The sequence below is a fragment of the Flavimobilis sp. BM9 genome (assembly GCF_058313055.1).
Genome location: NZ_JBZEMO010000006.1, coordinates 210,736 through 226,269 on the forward strand (window position 1 = coordinate 210,736; position 15,534 = coordinate 226,269).

Annotated in this window: 16 protein-coding genes; 7 read left to right on the top strand and 9 right to left on the bottom strand. The window is 72.1% G+C overall.

The window, feature by feature from the left end; translation table 11 throughout:
- Positions 1 to 13 precede the first annotated feature (13 nt).
- Positions 14 to 1,015 carry a lipoyl synthase gene (lipA, locus tag AC4F3Q_RS12190; RefSeq protein WP_491040190.1) on the bottom strand — a complete coding sequence of 334 codons (1,002 nt, stop codon included), beginning with the start codon at positions 1,013 to 1,015 and terminating at the stop codon, positions 14 to 16.
- A gap of 105 nt (positions 1,016 to 1,120) precedes the next feature.
- The gene (gene lipB / locus AC4F3Q_RS12195; protein WP_491040191.1) at positions 1,121 to 1,792 is read right to left on the bottom strand and encodes a lipoyl(octanoyl) transferase LipB; all 672 of its coding nucleotides are present in this window, start codon (positions 1,790 to 1,792) and stop codon (positions 1,121 to 1,123) included.
- Between the two features lie 33 nt (positions 1,793 to 1,825).
- Here lipB and AC4F3Q_RS12200 point away from each other — a divergent pair, with 33 nt between their 5' ends.
- Both AC4F3Q_RS12200 and AC4F3Q_RS12205 read left to right on the top strand, forming a co-directional pair.
- Complete coding sequence (locus tag AC4F3Q_RS12200) at positions 1,826 to 2,875, top strand: Gfo/Idh/MocA family protein (RefSeq protein ID WP_491040192.1); 1,050 nt, start codon at positions 1,826 to 1,828, stop codon at positions 2,873 to 2,875.
- Positions 2,876 to 2,942: 67 nt separating this feature from the next.
- Positions 2,943 to 4,586, top strand: coding sequence for a hypothetical protein (locus AC4F3Q_RS12205; protein WP_491040193.1), 1,644 nt, complete (start codon positions 2,943 to 2,945; stop codon positions 4,584 to 4,586).
- On the opposite strand, the gene AC4F3Q_RS12210 is transcribed toward AC4F3Q_RS12205, so the two are convergent.
- From AC4F3Q_RS12210 to lpdA, 3 genes are all read right to left on the bottom strand, one after another.
- The gene (locus AC4F3Q_RS12210; protein ID WP_491040194.1) at positions 4,570 to 5,475 is read right to left on the bottom strand and encodes a TIGR01777 family oxidoreductase; all 906 of its coding nucleotides are present in this window, start codon (positions 5,473 to 5,475) and stop codon (positions 4,570 to 4,572) included. The two genes, AC4F3Q_RS12205 and AC4F3Q_RS12210, sit on opposite strands and share 17 nt — an antisense overlap.
- Before the next feature lie 103 nt (positions 5,476 to 5,578).
- The gene (gene sucB, locus AC4F3Q_RS12215) at positions 5,579 to 7,330 is read right to left on the bottom strand and encodes a 2-oxoglutarate dehydrogenase, E2 component, dihydrolipoamide succinyltransferase (protein WP_491040195.1); all 1,752 of its coding nucleotides are present in this window, start codon (positions 7,328 to 7,330) and stop codon (positions 5,579 to 5,581) included.
- Between the two features lie 30 nt (positions 7,331 to 7,360).
- Complete coding sequence (gene lpdA, locus AC4F3Q_RS12220; RefSeq protein WP_491040196.1) at positions 7,361 to 8,746, bottom strand: dihydrolipoyl dehydrogenase; 1,386 nt, start codon at positions 8,744 to 8,746, stop codon at positions 7,361 to 7,363.
- Positions 8,747 to 8,881: 135 nt separating this feature from the next.
- On the opposite strand from lpdA, the gene AC4F3Q_RS12225 reads away from it, so the two are divergent.
- Positions 8,882 to 9,235, top strand: coding sequence for an oxidoreductase (locus AC4F3Q_RS12225; protein ID WP_168447232.1), 354 nt, complete (start codon positions 8,882 to 8,884; stop codon positions 9,233 to 9,235).
- A 90-nt stretch (positions 9,236 to 9,325) separates the two neighbouring features.
- On the opposite strand, the gene AC4F3Q_RS12230 is transcribed toward AC4F3Q_RS12225, so the two are convergent.
- On the bottom strand, positions 9,326 to 10,792 hold the full coding sequence (locus AC4F3Q_RS12230) for a leucyl aminopeptidase (RefSeq protein ID WP_491040197.1): 1,467 nt from the start codon (positions 10,790 to 10,792) through the stop codon (positions 9,326 to 9,328).
- 86 nt (positions 10,793 to 10,878) lie between these two features.
- Between AC4F3Q_RS12230 and AC4F3Q_RS12235 the strand changes: the two genes are divergently transcribed.
- Genes AC4F3Q_RS12235 through AC4F3Q_RS12250 form a run of 4 tightly spaced genes read left to right on the top strand, consistent with a single transcriptional unit; the run spans position 10,879 to position 12,923 of the window.
- Complete coding sequence (locus AC4F3Q_RS12235) at positions 10,879 to 11,235, top strand: hypothetical protein (protein ID WP_168447234.1); 357 nt, start codon at positions 10,879 to 10,881, stop codon at positions 11,233 to 11,235.
- Position 11,236: 1 nt separating this feature from the next.
- On the top strand, positions 11,237 to 11,668 hold the full coding sequence (locus AC4F3Q_RS12240; RefSeq protein WP_491040198.1) for a hypothetical protein: 432 nt from the start codon (positions 11,237 to 11,239) through the stop codon (positions 11,666 to 11,668).
- Positions 11,669 to 11,697: 29 nt separating this feature from the next.
- Positions 11,698 to 12,708 (top strand): quinone-dependent dihydroorotate dehydrogenase, encoded by a 1,011-nt coding sequence (locus tag AC4F3Q_RS12245; protein WP_491040199.1) that lies wholly within the window; start codon positions 11,698 to 11,700, stop codon positions 12,706 to 12,708.
- Positions 12,705 to 12,923 (top strand): hypothetical protein, encoded by a 219-nt coding sequence (locus AC4F3Q_RS12250; protein WP_491040200.1) that lies wholly within the window; start codon positions 12,705 to 12,707, stop codon positions 12,921 to 12,923. Before AC4F3Q_RS12245 ends, AC4F3Q_RS12250 begins: the two co-directional genes overlap by 4 nt.
- Positions 12,924 to 13,017: 94 nt before the next feature.
- On the opposite strand, the gene AC4F3Q_RS12255 is transcribed toward AC4F3Q_RS12250, so the two are convergent.
- The 3 genes from AC4F3Q_RS12255 to nadA all read right to left on the bottom strand — a co-directional run bounded on the left by AC4F3Q_RS12255 (position 13,018) and on the right by nadA (position 15,477).
- Entirely contained in the window at positions 13,018 to 13,626 is a 609-nt protein-coding gene (locus AC4F3Q_RS12255) for a DUF3043 domain-containing protein (RefSeq protein WP_168447238.1), read from the bottom strand.
- Between the two features lie 40 nt (positions 13,627 to 13,666).
- The gene (locus AC4F3Q_RS12260; protein WP_491040201.1) at positions 13,667 to 14,197 is read right to left on the bottom strand and encodes an acyl-CoA thioesterase; all 531 of its coding nucleotides are present in this window, start codon (positions 14,195 to 14,197) and stop codon (positions 13,667 to 13,669) included.
- Between the two features lie 68 nt (positions 14,198 to 14,265).
- Positions 14,266 to 15,477, bottom strand: coding sequence for a quinolinate synthase NadA (gene nadA / locus AC4F3Q_RS12265; RefSeq protein ID WP_491040202.1), 1,212 nt, complete (start codon positions 15,475 to 15,477; stop codon positions 14,266 to 14,268).
- Positions 15,478 to 15,534 lie beyond the last annotated feature (57 nt).

Consider the following 15,534-nt stretch of genomic DNA (forward strand, 5'->3'; position numbering starts at 1 on the left):
AGTCTAGTGCCCGTCAGCGCACCAGAAGGCTCGCAGCCTCCTGACGTGACGTCGTCGGCTCGGCGAGGTGCGCGAGCGCGGCAGGGATCTCCTGGCCTCGGCGCGTCATCGCCTGGCCCCACAGCCGACCGGCACGGTACGACGACCGCACGAGCGGGCCCGACATGACCCCGAGGAACCCGAGGTTCTCCGCGAACTCCGACAGGTGCACGAACTCCTCGGGGCGAGCCCACCGGTCGACGGGGTGGTGCCGCGGCGAGGGACGCAGGTACTGGGTGATCGTCACGAGGTCGCAGCCGGCGTCGTGCAGGTCGCGCAGCGCGTCCTCGGCCTCCTGCGTCGTCTCGCCCATGCCGAGGATGATGTTCGACTTCGTCACGAGGCCGGCGTCGCGCGCCGACGTGATGACGGAGAGCGAGCGGTCGTACCGGAAGCCGGGGCGGATCGCCTTGAAGACGCGAGGGACCGTCTCGAGGTTGTGCGCGAGCACCTCGGGGCGCGACGAGAAGACCTCCGCGAGCTGGTCGGGATCAGCGTTGAAGTCGGGGATCAGCAGCTCGACGCCGGTACCCGGCGTGGTCGCGTGGATCTGCCGGACGGTCTCGGCGTAGAGCCACGCACCGCCGTCGGGCAGGTCGTCACGGGCGACTCCCGTGATGGTCGAGTACTTCAGCCCCATCTGCTGCACGGACTCCGCGACCCGGCGCGGCTCGTCCGCGTCGAAGTCGGCAGGCTTGCCCGTGTCGATCTGGCAGAAGTCGCAGCGGCGCGTGCACTGGTCACCGCCGATGAGGAACGTCGCCTCACGGTCTTCCCAGCACTCGAAGATGTTGGGGCAGCCCGCCTCCTCGCACACGGTGTGCAGGCCGCCGGAACGCACGAGGCTCTTGAGCTCGGTGTACTCGGGGCCCATCGTCGCGCGAGTCTTGATCCACTCGGGCTTCTTCTCGATCGGCACGGCTGCGTTGCGTGCTTCGATCCGCAGCATGCGGCGGCCTTCTGGTGCGATCGTCACGTGCCTGCTCCCTCGTGGACGGTTTGTCCCCAGCCTATGCCGGAAGCAACCCGGGTCATGCCCGGAGCCCGCCCACCGGACGTGACGTCGGTCATGATGCTGCAGTCACGGGGAGACCGTCGCAGGCTCCGGCCGCGCCGCCGCCGTCATCGGGCCGACGTGCACCTGGAGCAGGCGTCCCAGCGGCTCGGCGATCTCGACGGGCGTGATCGTCCGGCCCAGCTCGGCCGACAACGACGTGACGTCGGCGTCACTGATACCGCACGGCACGATCCGGTCGAACGCCGTGAGGTCCGGGCACGCGTTGACGGCGACGCCGTGCATCGTCACGCCCTTCGCGACGCGGCAGCCGATCGCCGCGACCTTCGCCGCCCGCCGCCCCTCGGACGCGGGCACCCAGACGCCAGAGCGTCCCTCGACGCGCTCGGTCGCCAGGCCCAGGTCGGCGCACAGCTCGATCACGGCAGTCTCGATCGCGCGGACGAACGCGACGACGTCGACCGGGTCCGCGAGCCGCACGATCGGGTAGGCGACGAGCTGCCCGGGGCCGTGCCACGTGATCTTGCCACCGCGGTCCACGTCGACGACGCGCGTGCCGTCGGTCGGCCGGTCGGCACGGTTGGTCCGGCGCCCCGCCGTGTAGACGTCCGCGTGCTCGAGCAGCAGCACCCGGTCCGGGCCGCCGTCGAGCACCTCGGCGTGCACGCGGCGCTGCAGCTCCCACGTCTCCTCGTAGTCGAGGAGGGCGCGGCCCAGGTCGAGAGGAAGCAGCTCCATGGGCCTCAGGCTAACCCCGGCTAGGTTGGACGCATGACGGAAGCCCACGGGTCGCGCGACGGCCTGCGCATCGGACTTGTCGGTTACGGCGGCGCGGGGCGTGGGATCCACGCGCGCCTCCTGCGGGAGGCAGGGATGGCGGTGCACGACGTCGTCGTGCGTGATCCTGCACGACGCGCGGCGGCGGCCGCGGACTGGCCCGGTGCGGGCCTCCACGACTCGCTCGAGCAGATGCTCGACGCCGCCACCCTCGATCTCGTCGTCGTCGCGAGCCCGAGCGGTCTGCACGAGCAGCACGCCGCGACGATCGTCGCGGCGGGCGTGCCCCTCGTGCTCGACAAGCCGATCGCGCGGACGGCCGACGCCGCACAGTCGGTCGTCGAGATCGCCGAGGCCGCAGCCGTCCCGCTCACCGTGTTCCAGAACCGCCGGTGGGACCCCGAGCAGCTCACGCTCGCGTCCGTGCTCCCGCGTCTGGGGCGCGTGCACCGCTTCGAGCGCCGGTGGGAGCGGTGGCGGCCCGTACCGCAGGAGCGGTGGAAGGAGAACGACCTCGACGGCGGCGGCCTGCTCCTGGACCTCGGGCCGCACCTCGTCGACAGCGCGACGCAGCTCTTCGGCCCCGTCGTCTCGGTGTACGCGGAGCTGCGGGCGCTGACGACGCCGACAGAGGACGACGTCTTCCTCTCGCTGCGCCACGAGCCCTCGGGGACGGGCGAGGGGACCGACGGCGTCGTCTCGCACCTGTGGGCTGGTTCGCTCGTCGGGGCGCCGGGACCGCGGACGCGCGTGCTCGGTGACCGAGGGGCGTTCCTCGTGACGTCGTTCGAGTCGGACGCCTCGCCGTTCGAACGGCTCGACGCCGCCGCTCCCGAGGGGCACCTCGGATGGATCGCGACCGGTCGCGAGCTCGAGCCGGTGCTGCAGGCCCCAGGCGGGCACGCAGACTTCTACCGGGCGGTCGCGCGATGGCTCACGGAGGACGGCCCCGTGCCCGTCGACCCGTGGGACGCTGTGCGGACCGCGCGGGTGCTCGACGCCGCACGGGAGAGCGCCTCGACGAGGGCGCGCATCCACGTCTGACCCCACCTCGCCGTCTCGAGCCTGTGGACAACGTCCGCAGGGCGCCCGCCTCGGCTTCGATGGACGGGTGGACCAGCAGACCCGGCGCTCCGCCGACGAACCCGACCTCTCTCCGGACGACCTCGCGGGTGCGATCGCGCCGCTCGGGCTGCGCGTCGTCGGAAGCACGCCGACAGGATGGGAGGCCGAGGCCGAGGCCGACGGCGACCGCTTCCTCGTGACGTACGCCCCCGCGACGCAGGACGTCCCGTGGGACGTCCTGCGAGACCGGGTCACGCGGCTCATGTCTGTCGAGCACGAGCACCTCGCGCCGCTCCTCGCCGCAGCACCGGTCCCGGGCGTGGACACCGAGCATCCCCGCGGCGCCGCGCTCGTCTGGGAACGTCCCGGGCTGCGCCTCGACGAGCTCGTCGAGCGCTCCGGCTTGGCGCTCGGGCACGTGGTGGGTGCGCTCGTCGCCGCAGGCCGCGCGATCGCTGCGCTGCACGCGCACGACCTCGCGGCCGGGCCTGGCGACCTCCTCGCCGCGTTGCGCGTGGGGGAGGACGGCAACGTCCGGCACCTTCCCGACGGAGGACTCACCTCGCGGCCGGTCTCCGAGGACCCGCAGTCGCGAGGCGAGACCGTGCGAGCGCTCGCCCGCGCCGGGCACGGCCTCCTTGCACGCGCGGTCACGCCCGACGGCGCGGCGCGAGACCTCGCCCACCTCCTCGCGGCGACGGGTCTCGACCCGCAGACCGAGCCGCCGGCTCCCGGCACGCTCGCGGCCATGTGCCTCGAGATCCACCTCCCCGCGCTCGCAGCAGACTGGGCTCGGCTGGTCGCGCCGCAGCCGGAGCCCGAGCCGCCTGCTCCGCTCGTCGCACCGCCTGCCGAGGCCGCGCTGACGCTCGACCAGGTCGACGTGTCCGCGCGCACGTGGCGCGAGCACATCGAGCAGCAGCCCGCGCCTGCCCAGGGTCGCCGACGCGCCGTCGCACCCGCGCCCTCACGGACGCGTCGCGCGGAACCCCACTCGGACAGGTCTGCCGCAGGTGCCGTCGGCTCGCTGCGCACGATGCTCCCGGCGCCGAGGAACCGAGGGCGGTCGCGGCGCAGGCTCCTCTTCGGCGCGGCCGCCGTGCTCGCCTTCGGTTCCGCCGTCGGGGCGCTCCAGCTCCGCGGCTCCGCCCCCGCGGACGGGACCAGCGGCACCCAGGTGGCGGAAGCGCCAGCCTCGTCCGGGACGCCCGTGGCCCTCCCGACGCCCGGTCCCGGCACGAACGGGGGCCGGGGCGCCACCGGCGAGGGCGCCACAACCGCAGCGGACGTCCCGTCCGCGGACCGCCCCGATCCCAGCACGGCGGCCGCTGCGCTCACGACACACAGGGCTGAGCTGCTCGCAGCCGTACGCCCGACCGGTGCCGAGAGCGCCGACGTGCGGCGGTCGGAGCTGGTGACCGCGCTCCGGGCGGTCCACACCGACGGACCCTCGCTCGCGGCGGACCTCGCGCTGGTCGACCGACTCCTGGACGGGCAGAGCACCGTGCCCGAGGTGACGACCGAGGTCGTCGGGACCACCGTCGTCGACACGACCTCGGACGCGGCCACGGTCGCCGTCGACTACCGGATCGTCGACCCGTGGGGCACGGCTCAGGAGCGGAGCGTGCGCCTGACGCTCGTCTGGGAGAACGACGCCTGGCTGGTCGAGACCGTCAGCGCGGCGGGATGAGCCAGCGGATCGCGCTCGCGAGATCCGGGTGCTCGAACGTGAAGCCTGAGCCGAGGAGGGCCGCGGGAACGACGTTGCGCGACGACAGCAGCTCCGACGCGAAACCGTCGAGCGCGAGCCGCAGGCCCCACGCCGGGGCCCGGACGGCTGCCGGTCGACCCAGGGCGCGCGCCAGGGCGCGCGTGAGCTCGGCGTTCGACACGGGGGCGGGGGCGACGAGGTTCGCGGGCCCGTCGACGTCGGAGTCGATCAGATGTGTCAGGGCCCGGATCTCGTCGACCATCGTGATCCAGCTCCACAGCTGGTGACCAGGTCCCATCGGCCCGCCCAGGCCCAGCCTCAGCAGCCGGAGCAGGGGCGGCGCGGCGCCACCGTCGGGTGTGAGCACGATCCCGGTGCGGGCGAACGCGACGCGCGCGCCTGCCCGCCTGGCCGGCGTCGCGGCCGACTCCCACGTCTCCACGACGTGGCCGAGGAAGGAATCGTCGACGGGGGCCGACTCGTCGAGCGGTACCGCACCGCTGTCCGGGTAACGACCGATCGCGGACGCCTGGACGAGTGCCGGGGGCTCCGGCTGGGCGGCGATCCAGGTCGACAGGACGTGGCTGGTGCGGGTCCTGGACTCGACGATCGTCGTGCGGTAGCTGCTCGTCCACCGTCGGGTACCGATCGGTGCTCCTGAGAGGTTCACGACGACGTCGACGCCGTCGAGGCCGGCCCCGGGCATGTCCCCGGTCTGCGGGTTCCACCGGAGCGTCCCTGGCGCCGGAGCGCCGGTGCCGCGGACGAGCTGCAGGACGGTGTCTCCGCGCGACCGCAGGTGCGCGACCAACGCTGACCCGATGAGCCCGCTGGCTCCGGACACGAGGACGGTCTGTGAGTTCGGCACGATCCTGACGCTAGCCTGACGAGGCCGCAGATGCGACAGGGCCCGTCGCCCGGAGGCGACGGACCCTGTCCGTGCTGGCGGAGCCGACCGCCTCACGCGTGCGTCAGAGGCCGACCTCGGACTCGAACGCGCCCTCCTCGATGCGACGCTTGATCGCCATGAGGTAGCGCGAGGCATCGGCGCCGTCCACCAGACGGTGGTCGTACGACAGCGACAGGTAGCAGATCGACCGGATCGCGATGACGTCCTGGCCGTCCTCGTCCTGGATGACCGCGGGACGCTTGACGATCGTGCCCGTGCCGAGGATCGCCGACGTGCCGCCGGGGACGATCGGCGTGTCGATGAGCGCGCCGCCGGAGCCGGTGTTCGTGATCGTGAACGTGGCGCCACCGAGCTCGTCCGGGGTGACCTTGTTGTCGCGCGTGCGCGTCGCCAGGTCGGCGATCTTGCGTGCGATGCCACCCAGGTTGAGGTCGCCGGCGCCGTGGATCACGGGCACGAGGAGCCCTCGCGGCGTGTCGACCGCGATGCCGACGTTCTCCTGGCCGTGGTACGTGATCGTGTCGCCCTCGAGCACACCGTTGATCTTCGGGAACGCCTTGAGCGCCTCGACTGCGGCGAGTGCGAAGAACGGAAGGAACGTGAGGTTGGCACCCTCACGAGCCTGGAAGCCGGACTTCGCCTTGGCGCGCAGGCGTGCGACCTTGGTGACATCGACCTCGACGACCGTCGTGAGCTGGGCCTGCGTGTGCAAGGCCTCGACCATGCGCTCAGCGATGATCTTGCGCAGGCGGCTCGCCTTCTCGGTGGTGCCGCGCAGCGGCGAGACCTCGAGCGGTGCGGTCTTTTTCGCCGGGGCGGCCGCCGGCGCGGCCGGAGCCGCGGCAGGCGTGGCCGCTGCTGCAGCGGCGGCCGCAGCCTTCTCGGCAGCCTCGATGACGTCTTCCTTGCGGATCCGACCGCCGACGCCCGTCCCGACGAGCGTCGCGACGTCGACACCCTTCTCGGCCGCGAGCTTGCGGACGAGGGGGGTGAGGTAGGACGAGCCGCTCGCCTGGGCGGCCACCGACGGAGCGTCGGCCTTGGGCTGAACCGGCGCAGCCGGGGCTGCGGCGGGGGCCGGCGCGGTCGGGGCCGGAGCGGCGGGAGCTGCGGCAGCGGGGGCCGGAGCCGGCGCCGGGGCGGGTGCGGCGGCCGGGGCAGCGGGAGCTGCCGCCGGGGCAGAGCCGGAGCCGACGACGGCGAGCGCCGTGCCGACCTCGACGGTCTCGTCCTCCTGGACGAGGATCTGCTGCAGCGTGCCCGCGACGGGCGACGGGATCTCGGTGTCGACCTTGTCGGTGGAGACCTCGAGCAGCGGCTCGTCGACCTCGATGGTGTCGCCGACCGACTTCAGCCAACGGGTGACGGTGCCCTCGGTGACGGACTCGCCGAGCGCAGGCATGACGACCTGCTCGCCCTCGCCCGCAGGGGCGTCGGCAGGCGCGGCCGGGGCCTCGGCGACGGGCGCCTCTGCGGCGGGGGCCTCAGCGGCAGGGGCCTCAGCGGCGGGAGCCGGGGCTGCCTCGGCAGGCGCAGGCTCGGCAGCAGGTGCGGCCGGCTCGGCGCTCGAGCCGGATCCGTCGCCGACGACCGCGAGGTCCGTGCCGACCTCGACCGTCTCGTCCTCCTCGACGAGGATCTTCTCGAGGATGCCAGCGACGGGCGACGGGATCTCGGTGTCGACCTTGTCGGTCGAGACCTCGAGCAACGGCTCGTCGACCTCGACGCGCTCGCCGACGGCCTTGAGCCAGCGGGTGACGGTTCCTTCGGTGACAGACTCGCCCAGCGCGGGCATCTTCACGGATTCAGACATCTCTGCGTTCTCCTTGGTTTCCGGCTGGGGTCAGTTGTGCGCGTGCAGGGGCTTGCCCGCGAGGGCCAGGTGGGCCTCGCCGAGCGCCTCGTTCTGCGTCGGGTGCGCGTGCACGAGGGCCGCGACGTCCTCCGGGTAGGCCTCCCAGTTGACGATCAGCTGGCCCTCGCCGATGAGTTCGCCGACGCGCGCACCGATCATGTGCACGCCGACGACGGGGCCGTCCTTCTGGCGCACGAGCTTGACGAAGCCGGTCGTGCCGAGGATCTGGCTCTTGCCGTTGCCGCCGAGGTTGTACTCGAGGGTCTCGACCGAGTCGGCGCCGTACAGCTCCTTGGCCTTCGCCTCGGTCACACCGACGGACGCGACCTCAGGCTCGCAGTAGGTGACGCGCGGGATGCCCGACTCGACGATCGGGGCCGGGTCGAGGCCCGCGATCTGCTCGGCGACGAAGATGCCCTGGGCGAAGCCGCGGTGCGCGAGCTGCAGGCCCGGGACGATGTCGCCGGCGGCGTAGATGTTCCCGACACCGGTGTGCAGCTTTTCGTCGACGATCACGAAGCCACGGTCGAGCGTGATGCCCTGCTGCTCGTAACCGAGGTCGGCGGTGCGCGGGCCGCGACCCACGGCCACGAGCAGGAGCTCGGCGTCGAACGTCTTGCCGGACTCGAGGCTGACGTGCACGCCGTGGTCGTCCTGCGTGACACCGGCGAAGCGGTCGCCGACGGAGAACGCGATGCCGCGCTTGCGGAACGAGCGCTCGAGCGCCTTCGACAGCGCCTCGTCCTCTGCGGGCACGAGGTGGGGGAGACCCTCGACGACCGTGACGTCCGCACCGAACGACTTCCAGACGGAGGCGAACTCGACACCGATGACGCCGCCGCCGAGGACGACGACGGACTTCGGGACGTAGTCGAGGTGCAGCGCCTGGTCAGACGTGACCACGCGGCCGCCGATCTCCAGACCGGGCAGCGAACGGGCGTACGAGCCGGTCGCGAGCACGATGTTCTTGCCCTTGACGAGCTGGCCGCCGACCTCGATGGTGTCCTGGCCGACGAGACGGCCGTGGCCCTCGATCAGCGTGACCTTCCGGGACTTCACGAGGCCCTGGAGGCCCTTGTACAGGCGCGAGATGACGCCTTCCTTGTACGCGTTGACCCCGGCCATGTCGATGCCGTTGAGCTGCGTGTGGACGCCGAACTGGGCACCCTCGCGCGCCGTGTCCGCGACCTCGGCCGCGTGCAGCAGCGCCTTGGTGGGGATGCAGCCGTTGTGGAGGCAGGTGCCGCCGAGCTTGCCCGACTCGATCAGCGCGACCGACAGGCCGAGCTGAGCGCCGCGGAGCGCGGTGGCGTAACCGCCGCTGCCACCTCCGAGGACCACGATGTCGAATTCAGTGCCGTTGGTGTCGGCCACGTGCAGCTCCTTAGGTGCGCGGAGGGGGTCCAGGACGTATCCATCCCATCTTGGCACCTGCATGACAAAGGTCCCAACACCAGGCCGCCCGACGGGATGTGACTCTCAGAACATCGCCCACCTAGGATGTCGCGCATGGGCCTGTTCTCTCGCCTGAGGCGACGCACGACCACGGACGAGCCTGCCCGCGCCTCCGACGGCACCGGGAGTCGGCGTGCGACCGTCGCCCACCTGACCTCGTTCGTCCGCGAGAAGGTCGGCGTGGAGGCCTACGTCGAGCCGCCCGTGACGGACACGCCGCCCTCGATCCTCCTCGTCGCCACGACGGGCGAGTGGACGCGCCGGGCGGCCCCGGACGAGCGGTCCGCGTGGAAGGTCGCCGAGAGTCTCGGCGTCCCGGTGTACAACGTCCAGTTCACGGGTTACCCGCAGCGCTACCGCGACTGGAACTCGCGCGCACGCGGCCGTCGCCTGACGACGGACGACTGACACCCGCGCCGGAGACGAACGACGACGGCGCGGTGCCGACCTGGGTCAGCACCGCGCCGTCGCGCAGATCGTCGCCTAGCCGCTCAGCTCTCAGGCACGTCCCTCGACGACCGCGAGCAGCGTGCGCACACCGTGGCCGGTCCCGCCGACCGGCGTGTAGCCGTGCGCCGACGACGCGTTGAACGCAGGCCCGGCGATGTCGAGGTGCGCCCACGGCGTGTCCCCGACGAACTCCTTGAGGAACAGGCCGGCGCTCAGCATGCCGCCCGGACGCCCGCCGATGTTGGCGAGGTCGGCGACCTTGGAGTCGAGGCCGGGGCGCAGGTCCTCGGGCAGCGGCATCGCCCAGAACGACTCGCCCGCGGTGCGGGCACCGGCGAGCACCTCGTCGCGCACGTCCTCGGAGCCCATGACCGCGGAGACGCGGTTGCCGAGCGCGACGATCTGCGCTCCGGTGAGGGTCGCGATGTCGAGCACGACGTCGGGCTTCTCCTCCGTCGCAGCGACGAGGCCGTCCGCGAGCACGAGCCGCCCCTCCGCGTCGGTGTTGAGCACCTCGACGGTCTTGCCGCCGCGGATCGTGATGACGTCGGAGGGTCGCTGGGCGGTCCCGGACGGCATGTTCTCGGCGAGGCAGAGCCAACCGGTCACGGCGACGGGGCCTCCGAGGCGCGCGGCCGCAAGGACTGTGTGCAGGACGGCGGCAGCGCCGGCCATGTCGGACTTCATCTCCTCCATGCCCGCGGCGGGCTTGATCGAGATGCCGCCCGAGTCGAACGTGATGCCCTTGCCGACGAGCGCGACGCGCGCGGCCGGGCGGGCGGGGGAGTAGGCGACCTTGACGAGGCGAGGGCCGCGGGCGGAACCCTTGCCCACGTTGACGAGCCCGCCGTAGCCGCCGGCCTCGAGGGCCTTCTCGTCGAGGACCGTGACCTTGGCGCCCGTGCCCTTCGCCGCAGCCTTGGCTGCGTCCGCGAAGGCGGCGGGGAACAGGTCGTTCGGTGCGGCGTTCACGAGGTCGCGCGTCGCGTTGACGGCGTCCGCGACGACGACGGCGCGCTCGACGGCCTCTTTCGTCGTCTTGCTGCGCGCGGCGGTCGACGCGAGCTCGATCTTGGCGGTCGACGTCTTCGGGTCGGAGGTCTGATAGGTCGTGAAGGTGTAGGCGCCGAGGAGGGCGCCCTCCGCGACGGCCGCGGCCTGGGCGGGCGTCGCGGCGGGGAGCGCGACGACGACGTGCTCGGCGCCAGCGAGGGAGCGCAGTGCCGCGCCCGCGGCGCGGCGCAGCGCCTCAGCGTCGTCGGTGCTCGCCTTGCCGACGCCCGTGAGCACGAGGACCGGCGCGCCGACCGCGCCGAGCGACGGGACGCGCACGACCTCGTCGGCAGCGCCAGTCAGGCCCAGCACCTTCGCGGACGACGTCAGGCTCGCGAGCAGCGCCTCGGGGAGGTCGACCTCGAGGACCTGAGGTCCGTCGTCGGAGCTCGCGACGGCGACGACGAGCGCGTCAGCCTGGAGGGAGAGGGGATCCTTGCCGGTGAGAGTCAGTTCAGCCACCCGACGATGCTATCCCGCGCCTGGTCCGGGGGGCCGGGACCTGGGCACCGCACCGCCAGCTCCTGGCGGACCGGTAGTCTCGGCCTGTGCTCCTCCCGCTCGCGCTCCTGGTCGTCGCGCTCGCAGCGCTCCTCCTGCTCTGGGCGGTGTGGTTCGTCGTCAAGGACCGTGCCGTGATCCTCAAGCAGCTCTGGGGAGCATCGGTCGTCGAGGCCGTGCTCGTCGTCCAGATCGTCGTCGCCGGCGTGCTCGTGGCGCGCGGCGCCGACGTCGCGGACCCGGTGTCCCTGTGGGGCTACCTCGTGACGGTGCTGCTGATCCTGCCGTTCGCCGCTTTGTGGGCGTTCGCGGAGCGCACGCGCTGGAGCTCGGTCGTGCTGGCGATCGCCGCCCTGACCGTGATGTTCCTCGAGTACCGGCTGCTGCAGATCTGGGGTGCCTGACATGACGGCCGACGACGCACTCCCGCAGACGCAGGCGGCGCCAGCCTCGACCTCGAGCGGCTTCGGCCGTGTGATGGTCATGGTCTACGCGATCTTCGCCGTGTCCGCGACCGCCCGGGCGACGTACCAGATCCTCGCGCGCTTCGACGACGCCCCGCTCTCGTTCGCGCTCTCCGGGGTCGCTGCGGTGCTCTACATCGTCGCGACCGTGTCCCTCGCCCGCTCGAGCGCACTGTCGCGTCGCGTCGCGTGGATATCCGTGACGATCGAGCTCGTCGGTGTGGTCGGCGTCGGCATCGTCTCCTTCGCGCGACCTGACCTGTTCCCCGAGCCGTCCGTGTGGTCCCACCTCGGCCAGGGCTACGGGTACGTCCCGTTCGTCCTGCCGCTCGTCGGGCTGTGGTGGCTCGCCCGGACCAGGCCCGTCCGCTAGCCGTCCCACGCCCGAGAACGAGGAGAGTCGTGTACCACCTGCTGTTCGAGAAGTTCTTCACCCGGCTGGACCCTGAGACCGCGCACCACCTCGCCTACGGGTGGATCCGCGCCGCCGGCCGGACTCCTGTGGTCCGTGACGTCGTCGGCTCGGTGCTGCGTGCGCCCGGCCAGGTGCGTGCGTTCGGGCGGACGCTCCCGGGGCCGCTCGGGCTCGCGGGCGGGTTCGACAAGGACGCTCGCGCGGTCGAGGGGCTGACGATGCTCGGCTTCTCGTTCGTCGAGGTCGGCACGATCACCGCCTACCCGCAGCCGGGCAACGAGCAGCCGCGCCTGTGGCGGCACCTGGACCAGCGCGCCCTGCGCAACCGCATGGGCTTCAACAACGGTGGCGCGACTGTCGCAGCGGAGGAGCTGCGCAGGCTGCGCTCACGCTCGTGGGGGCGCCGCGCCGTCGTCGGCGTGAACATCGGCAAGACGAAGGTGACGCCGCCCGAGGACGCGGCAGCGGACTACGCGCTCAGCGCGTCGCAGCTCGCACGCTACGCCGACTACCTCGTCGTCAACGTGTCCTCGCCCAACACGCCGGGCCTGCGCGACCTGCAGTCGGTCGACGCGCTGCGCCCTATCCTCGTCGCCGTCCGCGAGGCTGCCGACGAGGCCGTCCCGGAGCGTCGCGTGCCGCTCCTCGTGAAGATCGCGCCCGACCTCGCCGACGAGGACGTCGACGCCGTCGCGGACCTCGTGACCGAGCTCGGGCTCGACGGTGTCGTCGCGGTCAACACGACGATCGCGCACGACCTGGGCCCGGGTGGTCTCTCCGGCCCTCCCGAGCTCGAGCGTGGTGTCGACGTCGTCGCGCGGCTGCGGGTGCGGCTCGGCGAAGGTCCGACGATCATCGGCGTGGGCGGGATCTCGAACCCGCAGGACGCGCAGCGCTATCTCGCGGCTGGCGCGAACCTCCTGCAGGCGTACACCGCGCTCATCTACGAGGGCCCGTTCTGGGCGTCTCGCGTCAACAAGGTCCTGAGCGCCCAGTGAGCGTCCCGTCGTGGACCTGGACCTGGCTAGACCGCCGCGGTGCGGCTGCCGAGGGTCCGCTGAGCCCTGCGTTCACCTCGCGGTTCGACGCCGAGGTGTGGCTCGGTCAGGTATGGCGCGAGCGCGCTGCCGACGGTGTCGCGACCGCGCGGCTCGAGCGCGGCGACGGCGCTCGCGTCCCGGCGGCAGACGTCGAGCTGCCGGCCGCGTCGTAGGGACTGCGGGCCGCGCGCTGGCTGGGCGCGTCCCGAGACGACGACAGGCACCACCCGGTGGGGTGATGCCTGTCGATGAGCCGGGTGCGGTCCGTCAGGACGGGTACTGCCCGTGCCGGACCATCGGCTTGGGAAGGCGAGCACGGCGGATCTGGAACGCACGAGCGACGGCGTACCAGCGCAGCGGCTTGATCGTCAGGCTCGTACCGAACTTCGCGAGGAGCGCCTTCTTGAGCCGGCGCCACATGAGGAAGCCGTCGAGGATCGTCACGAGGACGACCGCGTACAGCGCGAGCGTCGTGTAGCCGATCAGCACAGGGTTGCCGGTGTTGCCGACGACCATGATGATCACCATCATCGCGAGCGCGACGAAGAGGAACAGCTCACCGAGGTTCCAGCGTGCGTCCACGAAGTCGCGCACGAAGCGACGCTCGGGGCCCTTGTCACGCGGCGGGAGGTTGCGCTCGTCGCCGGTCTGCAGCGCCTTGTACTCGAGGTCGCGCTGCACGCGCATCGCGGCGCGCTCGGCGCGGGCGGCAGCCTTGCGGTCGCCGGGGACGAGCGGGACGCGGTTCGCGGCCTCGCGCTCACGCCGCTTGGGCGTCGGACCGGACTTGGTCTTGTCGTTCACCGGGGCCGAGTGGTCGAGCTCGGGCGCGGGCTCGGCTGCCTGCGGCTCCTGACGGGTCTTCTTCGAGAACACGGTCCCAGGGTAGTCGAACAGCGAGGTGGTGCCGCGCGCGTCAGCGTGCGCGGAACGCGACGTCGAACGCCTGGGCCCACGCGGCCACGTCGTCGGGCAGCTCGGGGCTCTCGACGGGATGGCCGGTGAGCTCGAGGATCTGCATCGGGTCGAGGCGCTCGCCGGACGTGGTGAGGAAGCGCCCGGCGACGATGCCGCGGGCGATCTGGTCGCCGTCGCGCACGAAACGCTGCTCGAGGTAGGCGCACCGTGCGTCCCAGCCGAGGACGCGGCTGCGCACCTCGAAGCGCTGCCCGAGCGTGAGGGAGCGCTTGTAGCTCATCGTGGACGCAGCGACGACCGGGTACCAGCCGCGCTGGATGAGCTCGCGCGCGATCCCCATGTCGGCGATGAGGTTGATCCGCGCGACGTCCATCATCTGGAGGTACACGCCGTTGTTGACGTGCCGGTACAGGTCGAGGTCGCCGGGGTGCACGCGCATCCGGGTGACCGACTCGTCGAGGGGAGCCATCCCGGGGACCGCGCGGCGGGGGAATCGGGTGGCGTACGCGAGCTGGATCGTCCGGGTCATGGGACGCAGGATAACCCGGACCGTCGGTATCGGGTATCGCCCGCGCTCGACAAGAGGGCTGCCGCGGCTCAGTGGCCGGGGAGCGCAAGCATCTGGTCGAGCGCCACACGCGCCCAGTACGCGTCGTCGCTGTCCACGACGATCCGGTTGACCACGGTTCCCGCGACGAGCGACTCGAGCGCCCACACGAGGTGCGGGAGGTCGATCCGGTTCATCGTCGAGCAGAAGCACACCGTGGAGTCCAGGTAGTGCACGTTCTTGTCCGGGTGGGCGGCCGCGAGCCTGCGCACGAGGTTGAGCTCCGTGCCGATCGCCCACGACGAGCCCGGCTCGGCTGCGTCGAGCGCCTTGATGATGTACTCCGTCGACCCGACCATGTCTGCGAGCTCGACGACCTCGTTCTTGCACTCGGGGTGCACGAGGACGTTGACGCCCGGGACCGCCGCCCGGATGTCGTGGACGTTCTGGGGGGAGAACCGACCGTGCACCGAGCAGTGACCGCGCCACAGGATCATGCGCGCCGCGACGAGCTGCTCGCGGGTCAGGCCGCCGCCCGGCTTGCGCGGGTCGAAGACGACGCAGTCCTCAGGCTTCATCCCGAGGTAGCGGAGCGCCGTGTTCCGGCCGAGGTGCTGGTCCGGCATGAAGAGGACCTTGCCGTCGCCCTCGACGCCACCGACCTTGTCGAAGGCCCAGCGGAGCGCGACGTGCGCGTTCGACGAGGTGCAGACCGTCCCGGCACGGCGACCGGTGAACGCCTTGATCGCCGCGGTCGAGTTCATGTACGTCACGGGGACCGTCCGGTCCGCGATGCCGAACTCCTCGAGCACGTCCCAGGCGTCCTCGACCTGGTCGATCGTCGCCATGTCAGCCATCGAGCAGCCCGCGGCGAGGTCGGGCAGCACGACCTGCTGCGCGTCGGAGGTCAGGATGTCCGCGCTCTCGGCCATGAAGTGCACGCCGCAGAAGACGACGAACTCCGCGTCCGGGCGTGCGGCGGCCTCGCGGGCGAGCTTGAAGGAGTCGCCGGTGACGTCAGCGAAGTCGATGACCTCGTCGCGCTGGTAGTGGTGCCCCAGGACGAACACGCGGTCACCGAGCGCCGCACGGGCGGCGCGCGCCCGCTCGACGAGGTTCGGATCGCTCGCGGCGGGGAGCGCGCCCGTGCACTCGACACCACGCTCGGAGTCGAGGTCGACGCCTTGCCCGAGCAGGAGCAGCGCTCCGCTCGGGGCAGGCTCGTTGAACGCGGGGGAGGCGGGGATCGTCGGCGTGCTCACGCCTCGAATTGTCCCACAACCCGTCGGCGCCGGGCAGGGCCAGGGTCTCGCGGTGGC

Bases quoted from the DNA above. Each gene is read 5' to 3' on its own strand.
- lipB (WP_491040191.1), bottom strand. From the start codon at position 1,792: ATGGAGCTGCTTCCTCTCGACCTGGGCCGCGCCCTCCTCGACTACGAG.
- AC4F3Q_RS12200 (WP_491040192.1), top strand. From the start codon at position 1,826: ATGACGGAAGCCCACGGGTCGCGCGACGGCCTGCGCATCGGACTTGTC.
- sucB (WP_491040195.1), bottom strand. From the start codon at position 7,330: ATGTCTGAATCCGTGAAGATGCCCGCGCTGGGCGAGTCTGTCACCGAA.
- AC4F3Q_RS12225 (WP_168447232.1), top strand. From the start codon at position 8,882: ATGGGCCTGTTCTCTCGCCTGAGGCGACGCACGACCACGGACGAGCCT.
- AC4F3Q_RS12240 (WP_491040198.1), top strand. From the start codon at position 11,237: ATGACGGCCGACGACGCACTCCCGCAGACGCAGGCGGCGCCAGCCTCG.
- AC4F3Q_RS12260 (WP_491040201.1), bottom strand. From the start codon at position 14,197: ATGACCCGGACGATCCAGCTCGCGTACGCCACCCGATTCCCCCGCCGC.